A 14402-nucleotide genomic window follows, 5' to 3' on the forward strand; every position below is an offset into this window, starting at 1 on the left:
GCTCACCACCTGGGCGGTCGCCACCGTCGCGGTGATCGCCTTCGTCGGCTACATGACCACCCAGGTGATCCGCCCCGCCGCGCTGGCCACGCCGCGCCCCGAGGCGGCCGGCCTGGGCCTGCCGGACGTGCTGTTCTACGTGCTCGCGGTCCTCACCGTGGCCGGGGCCGCCGGCGTCGCGCTCTCGCGCAACATCCTCTACAGCACCTTCGGCCTGCTGGTGGCGCTGCTCGGCGCGGGCGCGCTCTACGTGCTGCTCTCGGCGGACTTCGTCGCCGTCACCCAGCTGCTCATCTACATCGGCGGCGTGCTGGTGCTGATCCTGTTCGCGGTGATGCTCACCAACCGCATCACCGACATCAACGTCTCCAACACCAGCTTCGGCCTGTTCGGCGGGTTCCTGCTGTTCGTGGCCGGCGCGCCGGTGCTGCTGGCGGTCGCGCTGCTCACCCCGTGGCAGGCCGGGGCCCCCGCGCCGCTCGCCCCCACCACGCAGGCCATCGGCGACGCGTTCCTCTCGCGGTGGCTGCTGCCGTTCGAGGTGGCGTCGCTGGTGCTGCTCTCGACGCTCGTCGGGGCCATCGTCATCGCGCGCAAGGAGATCAAGGCCGACTGACCGGCCGGAGAACGCCATGCAGATCTCGCTCTCGCACTTCCTCGTCGTCGGCGCCCTGCTGTTCGCCTTCGGCATCGTGACCGTGGCCACCCGGCGCAACGCGGTCGGCGTCCTGATGGGCGTCGAGCTCATCCTGAACGGCGCCAACGTGAACTTCGTGGCCTTCAACCACTACTCGGGCGGCGGCGTCACCGGGCAGGTCTTCGCCCTGTTCGTCATCGTCCTGGCGGCGGCGGAGGCGGCGGTGGGCCTCGCCATCGTCCTGGCCATCTTCCAGACGTTCAAGACCATCGACGTCCGCGCCGCGGACCTGATGCGGGAGTAGCCGATGCACGAGACCGCTCACGAGCTCGGCCGGATCGCCGTCACGAACGTCGGCTACCTCTGGCTCATCCCGCTGTTCCCGCTCATCGGCGCGACCATCAACGCGCTGGTCGGCTGGAAGCTGCAGCAGCTGTTCGGGAAGAAGATCGTCCACCGCATCGCGGTGACCGCGATGTTCGCGGCCTTCGGGGTGGCGCTGGTCGCGTTCTCCCAGATGCTGCGCCTCCCCTCCGAGGAGCGCTTCCTCCAGGACACGCTCTGGAACCTGATGACCGCCGGGCGGATGACGGTGGACTTCGGGTTCGCGCTCGACCCGCTCTCGATGATGATGGTGCTCGTCATCACCGGGATCGGCTCGCTCATCCACGTCTTCTCCATCGGGTACATGCACGACGAGCCGTCGTACTGGCGGTTCTTCAGCTACCTGAACCTGTTCGTCTTCGCGATGTTGCTCCTGGTGATGGGCGACAACTTCGCGGTGATGTTCTTCGGGTGGGAGGGCGTCGGCCTCGCCTCGTACCTGCTCATCAGCTTCTGGTACACGGACCCGGAGAAGGCGAAGGCCGGCATGAAGGCCTTCGTGGCGAACCGCTTCGGCGACTTCGGCTTCCTGGCCGGCCTGTTCCTGCTGTTCTGGGCCCTGGGCGGCGCGTGGACGCCGCGGACCGGCAGCGGCCTGCGGAACAACGACTACCAGCCCATCGCCGAGCTGAACGCCACCGCCGGCGCCGCCACCGCCGCGCAGGCGCACGCGCTCGCCCCGGCCGTCCACGACGTGAAGGTCGGCCCCACCATGAGCTTCCGCGAGCTGCGGGATCAGGTGGTGATCGAGTCCACCGGCGTGAAGGAGCACCTGGCCGGCTCGACCATCTGGGGCGTCTCGCTCCTGACGCTGGTCTGCATCCTCCTGTTCGTCGGCGCGATGGGCAAGAGCGCCCAGATCCCGCTCTACGTCTGGCTCCCGGACGCGATGGCGGGCCCGACGCCGGTCTCCGCCCTCATCCACGCCGCCACCATGGTGACGGCCGGCGTGTACATGGTGGCGCGCCTCAACTTCCTGTTCGCGCTCTCGCCGAGCGCGATGGGCTGGGTGGCGCTCATCGGCGCCGCGACCGCGATCTTCGCCGCGTCGATCGGCTTCTTCCAGTACGACATCAAGAAGGTCCTCGCCTACTCCACCGTCTCCCAGCTCGGCTTCATGTTCATCGGGGTCGGCGTGGGCGCGTACTGGGCCGGCGCGTACCACCTGCTCACGCACGCCTTCTTCAAGGCCACGCTGTTCCTCGGCTCCGGCTCGGTGATCCTCGGCTGCCACCACGAGCAGGACATGCGGAAGATGGGCGGGCTGAAGAAGCACATGCCCATCACGCGCTGGACCTACCTCGCGGCGTGCTGGGCCATCGCCGGCTTCCCGTGGATGAACGGCTTCTACTCGAAGGACGAGATCCTCTACAAGGCGTTCACCAGCGGGCACCTGGCGCTGTTCGGCGTGCCCACCCCGTGGCTCGGGCCGGCCATCTTCGTGGTCGGCATCGTCGCGGCGACCGGCACCAGCTTCTACATGTTCCGGTCCTACTACATGACGTTCACCGGCGAGTACCGCGGGAACGCCGGCCACCACGACGAGCACAACGAGGACCCGCACTCCGCCAGCGCCGCGGCCATGTCGCACCTGTCGGTCTCGGTCCACGCCTCGGACGGCGCGGTCCACGCCGACGGCCACGCGCATGGCCACGCCGCCCCGGCCCACGGCCACGCGGTCCACGCCCCGGCCGCCGCGGCGGCGACGGCGCACGCGCCGGCGCACGACGACCACGGCCACCACGGCGGCACGCCGCACGAATCGCCCTGGACCGTCACCCTGGTCCTCTCGCTGCTCGCGCTCGGCTCCTTCTTCACGCTGTTCCTGGGCATCCCCATGGCCTGGACCGGCAAGGCGCCCATCCTCGAGCACTGGCTCGCGCCCGCGCTCACCGCGCAGGAGGGCGTGCCCTTCCAGCACCTGTCGCACACCACCGAGTACATGTTCCAGGCGATCGGCGTGCTGGCCGGCGCGGTCGGCTGGTTCTTCGCGATGCTGCTGTTCAAGGACGCGAAGAGCGAGGTCCCGGCGCGGCTCAAGGAGCGCTTCCTGGGCGTCTGGACGGTCGTCTACGAGAAGTACTACGTGGACGAGCTGTACGCGGTCGCCGTCCTGAAGCCGTCGCTGAAGGTCGCGCAGGCCGCGTCCTGGTTCGACTCGAACGTGATCGACCGCCTGGTGCTGCTGACCGGCACGGTCACCCGCGTGGTCGCCAACCTCGACGGCGCCATCGACAAGTACCTCGTGGACGGCGCGGTGAACGCCGTCGCCAGCGTCACCCAGGAGTGCGGCCGGTACCTCCGCTCGCTCCAGACCGGCAAGGTCCAGACCTACCTGTACGGCGCGCTCGGCGGCGCGCTGGTGGTGGTCCTGCTCAACTTCCTCATCTCGTAGCAACCGGGAGAGCGCGTCATGTTCACGCCAGGAAACGTCCTCAGCTGGGCCACCTTCTTCCCGGTCATCGGGTCGGCGCTCATCGTCGTCCTGCTGGCCGCGAAGTTCTTCCTCCGCCTCGACAAGAAGCTCGTCGACGACGGCTCCCGCTGGATCGCGCTCGTGACGAGCGCGCTCTCCTTCGCGGCCGCCATCGCCGCGTGGCGCATGTACGACCCGTCGGCCACGGGCGTGCAGCTGGTCCAGCACTTCACCTGGATCCGCGCCTTCAACATCGAGTTCTACTTCGGGGTCGACGGCATCTCGATCTCGATGGTGCTGCTGTCCGGCCTCATCTCCTTCATCGCCACCATCGCGTCGATGCCGTGGTGGTCGGGGAAGAAGGACGCCGAGATGGCCGGCATGGTGGACGACGGCCACGACGACCCGCACCACCCCAAGCACTTCTCGGTGCGGATGGTGCCGGGCTACATGGCCATGCTGCTGCTGCTGCAGACCGGCATGATGGGCACCTTCGTCGCCCTCGACATGTTCCTGTTCTACGTGTTCTGGGAGATCATGCTCCTGCCGATGTACTTCCTCATCGGCATCTGGGGCGGGCCGCGCAAGGAGTACGCGGCGATCAAGTTCTTCCTCTACACCCTGGCCGGCTCCGTGCTGATGCTCCTCGCGATCATCGGCATCTACTACAACAGCGCGCCGGCGCAGCTCGCCGACGGCTCCTGGTCGAGCGGCCACACCTTCAACCTCATCGAGCTCGCCAAGCAGGGCGCGGCCGGCCAGTTCCGCAACGCCGCCCCCATCCTCGGCTTCTCGTTCGCGAAGATCGTCTTCATCGGCCTGTTCATCGGGTTCGCCATCAAGATCCCGATGTTCCCCTTCCACACCTGGTTGCCCGACGCGCACGTCGAGGCGCCCACGCCCATCTCCGTCATCCTGGCCGGCGTGCTCCTGAAGATGGGCATCTACGGCATCCTGCGCTTCAACTACGGGATCCTCCCCGACGCGACCGCCTGGGCGGCCGGCGCCATCGCGGTGTTCGGCGTCATCAACATCATCTACGCGGCGTTCGTCTGCCTCGCGCAGAAGGACCTGAAGAAGCTCATCGCGTACTCCTCGGTCTCGCACATGGGCTTCTCGCTGCTCGGCATGGCGGCGATGACGCCCCAGGGCATCTCCGGCGCGGTGCTGAACCTCTTCACCCACGGCATCATCAGCCCGATGCTGTTCCTCATCGTGGGCGTGATCTACGACCGCGCCCACCACCGCGAGATCGAGAAGTTCGGCGGCCTGGCGCAGGAGCTGCCCGAGTACAGCGCCATCATGGGCCTCGCGTTCTTCGCCTCGCTGGGCCTCCCCGGCCTGGCCGGCTTCATCTCCGAGTTCACGGTGTTCTCGGGCGCGTTCCCGGTGTTCACCACCTACACCATCATCTCGGCCACCAGCGTCATCCTGACCGCCGCGTACTACCTGTGGGCGATCCACCGGATGTTCCTGGGCAAGCTGAACCCGGTCTACAAGGGCTACCCGGACCTGAACTGGCGCGAGCGCATGGCGCTGTACCCGCTCGCCGTCATCTGCATCTACCTGGGCTTCTACCCGCAGGCGATCCTGGGCGTCATCAACCCGGCCCTGCACGCCCTCATCCAGAACATCAAGCCGCTGTAGGCCCGAGGGGCGACGCATGACGGACCTCATCCCACTGGTCGAAGAGAACCTGCGCTCCACCGCGTGGTTCCGCCCCGAGGCGGCCCTCACGGTGGGCGCGCTGGTCCTCTTCGTGCTGGACATCGCCTGGAAGAAGAGCGCGGCCCGCGTGGCCTGGCTGAGCGCGGCCTCGCTGGTGGTGTTCGCGGCGGCGGCGGCCCTGCTCGCGCAGCAGCCCGCCGACGCGCAGGCGCTCTTCAACGGCATGCTCGCGAACGACGCGTTCGCGATCTTCTTCAAGTGGCTGTTCCTGGGCGCCGGCGCGCTGACGGTGCTCATCACCGCGCAGGGCAAGGACTTCGACGCCTCGCGCGTGGGCCAGTTCTACGGCCTGCTCACCGCGGTCGTGCTCGGCATGTTCATGATGGCGAGCGCGACCGACCTGCTCATGATGTACATGTCGATCGAGCTCGTCTCGATCGTGAGCTACGTGCTCGCCGGCTTCCGCCGCGGGGACCGCAAGGCCGCCGAGGGCTCGCTGAAGTACGTCATCTACGGCGGCGTGGCCTCGGGCGTGATGCTGTTCGGCATGAGCTACCTGTACGGCCTCACCGGCACGACCAGCCTGCTCGAGCTCGGGCCGCGCATCCAGGCCATCCAGGCCTCGGGCCTGCCGCTCGCCGCCACCCGCATCGCGCTGGTCGTCGGCGCCGTCTTCGTCGCCGCGGGCCTCGGCTACAAGATCGCCGCGGTCCCGTTCCACATGTGGTGCCCGGACGTGTACGAGGGCGCGCCGACGCCGTTCACCGCGTTCCTGTCGGTGGGCCCGAAGGCGGCCGGCTTCGCGCTGGCGCTCCGCTTCTTCCTGTCCGCGTTCGCGGGCCCGGCCTCCCCCACCACCGGCCTGGCCGACGCGCTGGGCGGCATCCCGTGGCCGGCCGTGATCGGCGTGGTCTCCGCGGTCACCATGACGCTCGGCAACCTGAGCGCGCTCGCGCAGACCAACCTGAAGCGCCTGCTGGCGTACTCCTCCATCGCGCACGCCGGCTACACGCTCATGGGCCTCGCGACGGTCTCGGCCATGGGCGTGCAGTCGGTGATGATCTACATGCTCGTGTACCTGGTGATGAACCTGGGCGCGTTCCTGGTCGTCATCTGGGTGGCGGAGTCCACCGGCTCCGAGTCGATCCTCGACTACCGGGGCCTGTCGAAGCGGGCGCCGGTCGCGGCGGTCGCCTTCGCCATCTTCCTGTTCTCGCTCACCGGCATCCCGCCGTTCGCCGGGTTCGCGGGCAAGTGGTACCTGTTCTACGCCGTCTTCGAGCGGATCCCCGGCCCGGGCGGCAACTGGTACGCGCTGCTCGCGATCATCGCGGCGCTCAACACCGCGGTGTCGCTCTTCTATTACGTGCGGATCATCCGGGCGATGTTCATCGACGTGCCGTACGCCGAGCCCGCGGCCATGCCGGCGAAGCCCGGCTACCAGCTCATCCTGGGCGCGTTCTCGGTCGCCATCCTGGTCTTCGGCATCTGGTGGGCGCCGATGATCGAGTGGACGCGCGCGTCGCTCACGCTGTTCCGGGGCTAGCGGGAACCCTCCCCCCGCCAAGCCCTCCCCGGGCCCGGCCAGCGCCCCCGCTGGTCGGGCCTTTTTATGTCGGGGCTGCGCCCCGCCCCACCCTGCTGCGCGGGGCCCGTGACCGCTCGCGCCCGCCTGCGCGGGCGCGCGAGCGGTCCCCGCGGGGAGGGGTTGCACCCCTCCCCAGCCTGCGGCTGGGGCCCCTCCCTGCTGGTGTCCTTCGCCTGCGCCCTCGCCCCGACGGCTACGGCCTCCGCGCCTCGAGGCGCGCGAGCTCGTGCTCGGGCATGCTCACGTCACCGAGGTGGCGGTCGGGCGCGACCGCCTCGCCGTGGAAGTCCGAGCCGGCGGTGGGCACGAGGTCCAGCGCCTCGGCGATGCGCAGGTACTTCTCGCGCACCGAGGGGTTGTGATCGACGTGGTAGACCTCCAGCCCCTCCACGCCCGCCTGGCGGAGGCGCTCGAGGTCCCAGCGCTCCAGCTTCGAGACGCCGGGGTGCGCGACGGTGGTGGTGCCGCCGGCGGCCCGCACCAGGCGGACGGCCTCGTCGGCCTCGAGGCGGTAGCGCTGCACGTAGGCCGGCTTCCCCTCTCCGAGGTAGGCGTCGAAGGCCTCCTTCACGGTGGCCACCGCGCCCTGCTCGACCAGGGCCCGCGCGACGTGGGGGCGGCCGATGGTCTTGCCGCCGCTCCACTTCTCGATGTCCTCGACGCGCAGGCGCAGGCCCAGCGCGCCGAGCTTCTCCACGATGCGCTGCATGCGCTCGCGCCGGCGCAGCGCCAGGAAGTCCTCGAACGCGCGCAGGCGCGGGTGCGCGGGATCCACGAAGTGGCCGAGCAGGTGGATCTCGCGGCGCTCCAGGAACGCCGACAGCTCGATGCCCGGCACCAGCCGCAGCCCGAGCCGCGACGCCGCCGCGGCCGCGTCGTCCATCCCCGCCACGGTGTCGTGGTCGCAGAGCGCCCACACGCCCACGCCCGCCGCGCTCGCCCGCTCGGCTACCTCGGCGGCGGGATACTGGCCGTCCGACGCCTTGCTGTGGGAATGCAGGTCTATCTTTCCGTTGACGCCCTGACCGGCGGCCGGCTTGCCCATGAACTGTGCACCTCGGTCGTGATAGGATAGCCGCCTCTCCAGGTCGGCGCGCGCCCGGAAGGGAGAGGGGCCGGCGCGCGGAAAGGCGAAGGTTCAGCTCCATGCAGCACGTACTCCGGATCTCACGGAAGATCGACTACGGCCTCCGGGCCATGATCTATCTCGCGTCGATCCCGCAGGACTCGGTGGTCCCGTTCCGCGAGATCGCCCGGCAGATGGACGTGCCGGAGGACTTCCTCGCCAAGATCCTGAAGACCCTGGTGGACACGGGCCTGGTCCGCTCGACCCGCGGCCCGCACGGCGGCTACGCGCTGGCGCGGATGCCGGCGGACATCAGCTTCCTCGACGTGATCGAGTCGGTGGAGGGCCCCGTGGCCCTCAACGTCTGCCTCGACGGCGAGGACGCCTGCGGCCACTCCACCGCGTGCACCATGGTGTCGGTGTGGCGCCTGGGCCAGGAGCGGATGCTCGACGTCTACCGTCAGGCCAAGCTCTCCGAGCTCGCCTTCAAGCCCGCCGACGACGGCCAGATCGGCCTGGTGCAGCTCCAGCTCCAGTCGTCCGCGCGACCGCCGGTGGTGTGAGGAATTGAACGGGGCTGCGCCCCGCCCCCGCGGACCCTGAGCCCGCCGAAGGCGCCGCGGGGCCGCGACCTCGCGCGCCCGCGGCTGCGGGCGCGCGTTAGACTCCCCCCATGACCTTCGATCCCTCCGCCGCCGCGCAGCCCGGCTCCGGCGTGTTCGGCCTCCCCCACTCCGAGCGCGACGCGGGCGTGGTGCTCGTCCCGGTGCCGTTCGAGGCCACCACCTCCTACGGCGGCGGCACCTCGCGCGGCCCCGAGGCGATCCTCGACGCGAGCCGGCAGGTGGACCTGTTCGACGTGGAGACCGGCCGCCCGTACGAGGCCGGCATCCACATGCTGCCGGTGCCGGAGGAGCTCGCGCGGCTCGATCGCGAGGCGCGCGCGGCCGCCGAGCCGGTGATCGCCGCCGGCGGCGTGGTGCCCGGCCGGGAAGACCTGGCCCGGGCGGCCGCCGAGGTGGACGATGCCTGCGGGCGCGTCAACGCCTGGGTCGAGGAGCGCGTCGCCGGGCTGCTCGCCCGCGGCAAGGTCGTCGGCCTGGTGGGCGGCGACCACTCCACCGCGCTCGGCGCCATCGCCGCGCACGCGCGGCGCCACCCGGGCATGGGCCTCCTGCACGTGGACGCCCACGCCGACCTCCGCGTCGCCTTCGAGGGGTTCACCTACAGCCACGCCTCGGTGATCTACAACGCGGCCGAGCGGCTCCCGGAGCTGTCGCGGATCGTGCAGGTCGGGCTCCGCGACCTCTCCGAGGAGGAGCACGCCTACGCGGCCGCGTCGGGCGGGCGCATCGTGCAGCACCACGACGCGGCGCTGGCCCGCGCGCGCTTCGAGGGCGAGCCCTGGGCGGCGCAGGTCGCGCGCATCGTCGAGCCGCTGCCGCGCGAGGTGTACGTCACCTTCGACGTGGACGGGCTCGATCCCACGCTCTGCCCGCACACCGGCACGCCGGTGCCCGGCGGCCTCTCGTTCCACGAGGCCGCGTACCTCGTCGGCGCGGTGGTGCGGAGCGGCCGGCGCGTCGTCGGCTTCGACGTGGTCGAGGTCTCCCCGGGCCCCGAGGGCGGCGACTGGGACGGCAACGTGGGCGCCCGCCTGCTCTACAAGCTGATCGGCTGGGCGCTGGCCGGGCGCTGAGCGGCGCCGCGTCCCGGCGCGCGCCCGGCGCGCCGTTGCCGCGCCGCCGCCCGGCCATACCGTTCAGGGTGTGAAGCCGCCGCTCCGCCTGGACGAGCCGCTCCCCGTCCTCACCCCCCGCGAGATCCACGCGCGGCTCTCGCAGTACGTCATCGGCCAGGAGCACGCGAAGCGCGCGCTGGCGGTCGCGGCCTACGGCCACGCGAAGCGCGTGGCCCTGCGGCGCGCCAGCCGCGAGGTGGCGCTGCAGAAGTCGAACGTCCTGCTCATCGGCCCGACCGGCTGCGGCAAGACCCACCTCGCGCGCCACCTGGCCCGCGTGCTCGAGGTCCCCTTCCACGTCGCCGACGCCACCGAGTTCACCGAGGCCGGCTACTACGGCAAGGACGTGGAGACCATGATCGGCGAGCTGCTGCTGCGCGCCAGCCACTCCATCGAGGAGGCGCAGCGCGGCATCGTGTTCGTGGACGAGGTGGACAAGATCGCCCGCCGCTCGCAGCCGGTCCGCGGCGGCGCGGGCCAGCGCGACATCGGCGGCGAGGGCGTGCAGCAGGCGCTCCTCAAGCTGCTGGAGGGGCGCGAGGTGCACGTGCCGCTCGGCCTGGGCGGGCCGCAGTGGGCGCGGCGCGACACCGTCCCGGTGGACACGACCGACATCCTGTTCGTCTGCGCCGGGACGTTCTCCGACCTGTTCGCCTACGGCGGCGACGGCCGCTCGCTCGGCTTCGGGGCGGCGCGGCCCGGGACGACCGCGGCGCGCCGGCGGATCCGGCCGCGCGACCTGGTCGAGTACGGGATGCTCGCCGAGTTCCTGGGCCGGCTCCCGGTGGTGGTGCAGCTCGACGAGCTCGGGCCCGAGGCGCTGCTGGAGGTGCTCACCGGCCCGCCGGACGCGGTGCTCCGCCAGATGCGCGCGCTGCTCGCCGCGGACGGCGTGGAGCTGGACGTCACCGAGGGCGCGCTGCGCGAGCTGGTCGCGTTCGCGCGCGAGCGCGGCGCGGGCGCGCGCGGGCTCCGCGCGGTGGTGGAGGAGGCGCTGGCGGAGCTGCTCTTCGAGGCCCCGGAGCGGGGCGGCACGCGCGTGCTGCTCGACGCGGCGTGGGTGCGCGCGCGGCTCGAGGCGATCGGGCCGGGGATGCTCGCGGCGGAGGAACCGGAGCGGCTCGCCGGCGGGTGAGCCGCCTCAGCGGTGCAGCGCACGCTCCAGCGCGCGCGCCTGCTCCGGGTCGAGCCGCTCCAGCAGGTCGTGCGACCGCACCAGCGCGGCGAAGTCGCTGCCCCGCAGGTCGAGCCCGAGCGCCCGGGGCGCGCCCCCGGCCGCGAGCAGCAGCGCCGAGACCAGCACCCAGGCCGCCAGCGCGCCCTTCGCGCCCCCGAGCAGCGCCCCCAGCCCGCGGTCGGCCGGGCCGCGCACCACCCCGGACACGCCGGTGGCGCGCAGCACGAACGCGCCCACCAGCGACACGAGCGCCCAGGTGCCGAGGAACAGGAGCGCCGGGGCGGCCGCGCGCGCCACCAGCCCCGGCATCCAGCGCTCGAGGCCGCCGGCCACCGCGCCGGCGAGCTGCCGCGCCGCGAGCCAGCCCAGCACCGCGCCGCCCAGCTCCACCAGCTGGCGCAGCGCGCCGCTCATCGCGCCGGCCACCGCGGCCAGCGCCAGCACCGCGAGCACGGCGAGGTCGAGCGTCACGCCTACTTGATCCGGTAGTCGCCCTTGGGGCGGAGCTTCTCGGCCTCGGCGGCGACCAGCGCGAGCTGCTCCTTGAAGCGGGCGTTGCCCGGCTCGTACATGAGCGCGCTCTTCAGCGCGCGCTCGGCCGCGTCCCAGCGCCCGGCCTGGATCTCGGTGAGCGCGGCCGCGTAGAACTTGCGGCCGTTCGGCGTCTGCCCGAGCTGCTCCTCCAGCTTGCGCTTCTGCTCCTCCTTCACCGCCGCCTCGTCGGCCTCGGTGAAGCGCAGCTTGCGCTCGCGGTCCGGCCCGGAGATGTCGGCCAGGTAGCGCGCGCGCTTGCGGTCGTCGCGCAGCACCGTGTACGCCTCGTTCACCCGGCGGTAGATGCGGCCCACCAGGTCGCGGACCTCGGCGCTCGGCACCGCCGCGTAGCGGTCCGGGTGGAAGGTGCGCGACTCGCGGTAGTAGGCGGCCTTGATCTCCGGCGGCGTGGCCGTGGCGGGGATCTTCAGCACGCCGTAGTAGTCGAGCTGGTCGAGCGCGGCCGCCAGCGTCTCCACCTCGATGAGGAACTGCGCGTCCATTCCGTCCCGTCCGTCGTCCGCGGGCCGCCCGGCCGGTCAGGCCGCGCGGGGGCCGCGCGCGAGCTCGATGCCCGCGTTGTCGTCGATGGCCTTGCGGAGGTCCTGCTCCGAGAGGCCGGAGGAGAGGCTGATGGTGGTCGAGGTCTTCTGCCCCGTCTCCAGGTCGGTGGCGGAGACGTTCACGATGCCGTTCGAGTCGATCTCGAAGGTCACCTGGATCTGCACCTCGCCGCGGTAGCCGATGCGGAACCCGGTGAACTCGAACTCGCCCAGCAGCTCGCAGCCGTCGGCGCGGTTCGACTCGCCCTGGTAGACGCGGATGCGCACCCGGTCCTGGCCGTCGCGGCTGGTGGTGAACGTCTTCGACTTCTCGATCGGGATGGGGGTGTTCTTCTCGATGATCTTCTCGGTGAACCCGCCCACCGTGCCGACCCGCAGCGAGAGCGGGGTCACGTCCAGCAGGTAGCTGGCCTGGCCGGCGGTCGCCGCGGTGGTGGAGAGCAGCGCGCGCGCCTGGATGGCGGCGCCGAGCGCGACCACCTCGTCCGGATCCACCCCGGTCATCGGGTCGCGCTGGAAGTAGTGGCGGACGCTGTTGCGGATGATGGGCAGCCGGGTGGGCCCGCCCACCAGGATGACCGCGTCGATGTCGCCGGCGGTGAGGCGCGCCGACTGCAGCGCCTCGTCGCACACCTTGAACGTGCGCTGCACCAGGTCCATCACCATCCGGTTGAACTGGTCCTGGGTGAGCTTCTGCGCGAGGTCGATGACCTCGCCCTCCGGCGACTGGCAGATGCCCGGCACCTGGATGGCGGCCACCCCGTCGCGCCCCACGTCGATCTTGGCGCGCTCGCCCGCCTCCTTCAGCATCTGGAGGCAGAACTTGTTCTGGCGGAGGTCGAGCCCGTGCTTCGCCAGGAAGTCGTCGGCGAGCCACGTCATGATCCGGTCGTCGAAGTCGTCGCCGCCGAGGTAGGTGTCGCCCGCGGTGGACAGCACCTCGAACACGTCCTTGCCGATCTCGAGGATCGACACGTCGAACGTGCCGCCGCCGAGGTCGTAGACGCAGATCTTCTGGTTGATGTCCCGGCCGAACCCGTAGGCGAGCGCCGCCGCGGTGGGCTCGTTGATGATGCGCAGCACCTCGAGCCCGGCGATGCGGCCGGCGTCCTTGGTGGCCTGGCGCTGGTTGTCGTTGAAGTAGGCGGGGCAGGTGACGACCGCCTTCTTCACCTCGCGCCCGAGCGCCGTCTCGGCGATGGCCTTCATCTCCTTCAGCACCAGCGCGGAGACCTCGGGCACCGAGAAGATCTTGTCGCGGACCCCGATGCGGACCGAGTTGTTCGGCCCCTCGACGATCCGGTACGGCATCACCGCCTGCGCCTTCTTCACCTCGTCGGAGAAGTAGAAGCGGCCGATGAGGCGCTTCGCCGAGTACACGGTGTTCTCGGCGTTGGTGATGATGTTCTTCTTCGCGTCGTTGCCGACCAGCACCGTGCCGTCGTCGAGGAACGACACCACCGACGCGTGCGTGCGCTCCCCCCATTCGTTGGGGAGCACGGCGGGCGGCGCCCCGTCGCCCTGGGCGGTGGCCACGCAGCTGTAGCTGGTTCCGAGATCGATACCGACGGCGATGTCGTCGCTCATGATGGTGCGGGGGCCCGGCGAGGAGGGCCAGCGGTTTCGCCGGGTTACGGCATCCTAGCGGCGCGTTCGGGAAGGTGTCAAACGCCGCGCGCCGCCGGTGTGCGCACGGCCGGGCTGTCCACGTCGGAGCCGCGCGTTATTACTCTTGGGGTGGCGGCCCCCGCCACGCCGGACGACCAGGAAGGAGCGCCATGGGCGCGCTCGCAGCCATCCTCCAGAGCGATCCGAACCTCATGCGGTGCCAGCTCGCGCGGTTGCGGGCGAACGTGTCCCTGCAGGACGGGGACGTGCCGCCGGATGGCTACGGGTTCGGCTACTACCAGGCCGGCAGCGTCCTGCTCGGGAAGCGTCCCACCGGCGCACCGTCGGCGCTCGCGCTGCCCGATCTGGTGGGTCGCGTGGACTCCGAGGCGGTGCTCGTCCACGCGCGCCGCGCCACGCTCGGGACGGCCAAGGACGAGAACACCCATCCGTTCCGGTTCCGCAGGTGGCTGTTCGCCCACGACGGCGCCATCGAGGGCTTCGAGCAGGTGAAGCCCAGGCTCCTCGAGGGCCTCCCCGAGTTCCTGCGGCGCAACATCGCCGGCGAGACCGACTCCGAGCACGCGTTCATGTGGTTCCTCAAGCTGCTCCGCGACGAGGGAGCGCTCGACGACCTCGACCTCGACGCGCAGGTGGCCGGGCGCGCCCTGGCGCGCACCGTCCGCCAGATCGAGGCGTGGTGCCGCGAGGTGGGCGAGCAGCGGCACTCGCGGCTGTGCTTCGTCGCGACCAACGGCCGCTCGCTGGTCGCCACCCGGCGCGGCGGGCCGCTGTTCTACGCGCTGCTCGAGGGCATCGTCCCTTGCGAGCTGGACGAGATCGGGCCGGACACGCCGGAGAGCGATCCGCGCGTCCGGCCGCACCGCCGCGTGAAGGCGGTCTGCTTCGCCTCGCGGCTCCTCGCGCCGAACGGCTTCATCGAGGTGCCGGAGGGGAGCGTCGTCTCGGTGAGCCGGACGCTCCAGGTGACGGTGTCCTCGCTGGCGAGCGCCTAGCGCC

Annotated in this window: 13 protein-coding genes; 9 read left to right on the forward strand and 4 right to left on the reverse strand. The window is 71.2% G+C overall.

Going from position 1 to position 14402, the window contains the following annotated elements; translation table 11 throughout:
• From PSR1_RS09120 to PSR1_RS09140, 5 genes are all read left to right on the forward strand, one after another.
• The coding region (locus tag PSR1_RS09120) for an NADH-quinone oxidoreductase subunit J (protein WP_237757885.1) at window positions 1–616 on the forward strand (616 nt) is incomplete at its 5' end.
• 16 nt (window positions 617–632) lie between these two features.
• Window positions 633–941: an NADH-quinone oxidoreductase subunit NuoK gene (gene nuoK, locus PSR1_RS09125; protein ID WP_011421630.1), complete on the forward strand. Its 309-nt coding sequence runs from the start codon at window positions 633–635 to the stop codon at window positions 939–941.
• Between the two features lie 3 nt (window positions 942–944).
• Window positions 945–3416: a proton-conducting transporter membrane subunit gene (locus PSR1_RS09130; protein WP_059437293.1), complete on the forward strand. Its 2472-nt coding sequence runs from the start codon at window positions 945–947 to the stop codon at window positions 3414–3416.
• Between the two features lie 18 nt (window positions 3417–3434).
• Window positions 3435–5084: a NuoM family protein gene (locus tag PSR1_RS09135; protein WP_059437294.1), complete on the forward strand. Its 1650-nt coding sequence runs from the start codon at window positions 3435–3437 to the stop codon at window positions 5082–5084.
• 16 nt (window positions 5085–5100) lie between these two features.
• On the forward strand, window positions 5101–6651 hold the full coding sequence (locus PSR1_RS09140) for an NADH-quinone oxidoreductase subunit N (RefSeq protein ID WP_059437295.1): 1551 nt from the start codon (window positions 5101–5103) through the stop codon (window positions 6649–6651).
• A 235-nt stretch (window positions 6652–6886) separates the two neighbouring features.
• Here PSR1_RS09140 and PSR1_RS09145 read toward each other — a convergent pair whose 3' ends face one another.
• Window positions 6887–7738, reverse strand: a complete 852-nt coding sequence (locus PSR1_RS09145) for a PHP domain-containing protein (protein WP_059437296.1) — start codon at window positions 7736–7738, stop codon at window positions 6887–6889.
• A gap of 101 nt (window positions 7739–7839) precedes the next feature.
• Here PSR1_RS09145 and PSR1_RS09150 point away from each other — a divergent pair, with 101 nt between their 5' ends.
• The 3 genes from PSR1_RS09150 to clpX all read left to right on the forward strand — a co-directional run bounded on the left by PSR1_RS09150 (window position 7840) and on the right by clpX (window position 10635).
• A complete protein-coding gene (locus PSR1_RS09150) occupies window positions 7840–8322 on the forward strand; it encodes an Rrf2 family transcriptional regulator (protein ID WP_059437297.1) in 483 nt (160 codons plus the stop codon).
• A 110-nt stretch (window positions 8323–8432) separates the two neighbouring features.
• A complete protein-coding gene (locus tag PSR1_RS09155) occupies window positions 8433–9458 on the forward strand; it encodes an agmatinase family protein (RefSeq protein ID WP_059437298.1) in 1026 nt (341 codons plus the stop codon).
• A 70-nt stretch (window positions 9459–9528) separates the two neighbouring features.
• Window positions 9529–10635 carry an ATP-dependent Clp protease ATP-binding subunit ClpX gene (gene clpX, locus PSR1_RS09160; RefSeq protein ID WP_059437299.1) on the forward strand — a complete coding sequence of 369 codons (1107 nt, stop codon included), beginning with the start codon at window positions 9529–9531 and terminating at the stop codon, window positions 10633–10635.
• A 6-nt stretch (window positions 10636–10641) separates the two neighbouring features.
• Here clpX and PSR1_RS09165 read toward each other — a convergent pair whose 3' ends face one another.
• The 3 genes from PSR1_RS09165 to PSR1_RS09175 are packed head-to-tail and all read right to left on the reverse strand — an operon-like array spanning window position 10642 to window position 13361.
• Window positions 10642–11148: a CvpA family protein gene (locus PSR1_RS09165; protein ID WP_059437300.1), complete on the reverse strand. Its 507-nt coding sequence runs from the start codon at window positions 11146–11148 to the stop codon at window positions 10642–10644.
• Window positions 11149–11150: 2 nt separating this feature from the next.
• Complete coding sequence (locus PSR1_RS09170) at window positions 11151–11714, reverse strand: DnaJ domain-containing protein (RefSeq protein WP_059437301.1); 564 nt, start codon at window positions 11712–11714, stop codon at window positions 11151–11153.
• Between the two features lie 36 nt (window positions 11715–11750).
• Window positions 11751–13361 carry an Hsp70 family protein gene (locus PSR1_RS09175; protein WP_059437302.1) on the reverse strand — a complete coding sequence of 537 codons (1611 nt, stop codon included), beginning with the start codon at window positions 13359–13361 and terminating at the stop codon, window positions 11751–11753.
• 191 nt (window positions 13362–13552) lie between these two features.
• Between PSR1_RS09175 and PSR1_RS09180 the strand changes: the two genes are divergently transcribed.
• Window positions 13553–14398 carry a class II glutamine amidotransferase gene (locus PSR1_RS09180; protein WP_059437303.1) on the forward strand — a complete coding sequence of 282 codons (846 nt, stop codon included), beginning with the start codon at window positions 13553–13555 and terminating at the stop codon, window positions 14396–14398.
• Window positions 14399–14402: the final 4 nt, after the last annotated feature.

This window comes from Anaeromyxobacter sp. PSR-1, assembly GCF_000964525.1.
In the GTDB taxonomy this organism is placed as follows: domain Bacteria; phylum Myxococcota; class Myxococcia; order Myxococcales; family Anaeromyxobacteraceae; genus Anaeromyxobacter.

Bases quoted from the DNA above. Each gene is read 5' to 3' on its own strand.
- nuoK (WP_011421630.1), top strand. From the start codon at position 633: ATGCAGATCTCGCTCTCGCACTTCCTCGTCGTCGGCGCCCTGCTGTTC.
- PSR1_RS09130 (WP_059437293.1), top strand. From the start codon at position 945: ATGCACGAGACCGCTCACGAGCTCGGCCGGATCGCCGTCACGAACGTC.
- PSR1_RS09135 (WP_059437294.1), top strand. From the start codon at position 3,435: ATGTTCACGCCAGGAAACGTCCTCAGCTGGGCCACCTTCTTCCCGGTC.
- PSR1_RS09140 (WP_059437295.1), top strand. From the start codon at position 5,101: ATGACGGACCTCATCCCACTGGTCGAAGAGAACCTGCGCTCCACCGCG.
- PSR1_RS09145 (WP_059437296.1), bottom strand. From the start codon at position 7,738: ATGGGCAAGCCGGCCGCCGGTCAGGGCGTCAACGGAAAGATAGACCTG.
- PSR1_RS09150 (WP_059437297.1), top strand. From the start codon at position 7,840: ATGCAGCACGTACTCCGGATCTCACGGAAGATCGACTACGGCCTCCGG.
- PSR1_RS09155 (WP_059437298.1), top strand. From the start codon at position 8,433: ATGACCTTCGATCCCTCCGCCGCCGCGCAGCCCGGCTCCGGCGTGTTC.
- PSR1_RS09170 (WP_059437301.1), bottom strand. From the start codon at position 11,714: ATGGACGCGCAGTTCCTCATCGAGGTGGAGACGCTGGCGGCCGCGCTC.
- PSR1_RS09175 (WP_059437302.1), bottom strand. From the start codon at position 13,361: ATGAGCGACGACATCGCCGTCGGTATCGATCTCGGAACCAGCTACAGC.
- PSR1_RS09180 (WP_059437303.1), top strand. From the start codon at position 13,553: ATGGGCGCGCTCGCAGCCATCCTCCAGAGCGATCCGAACCTCATGCGG.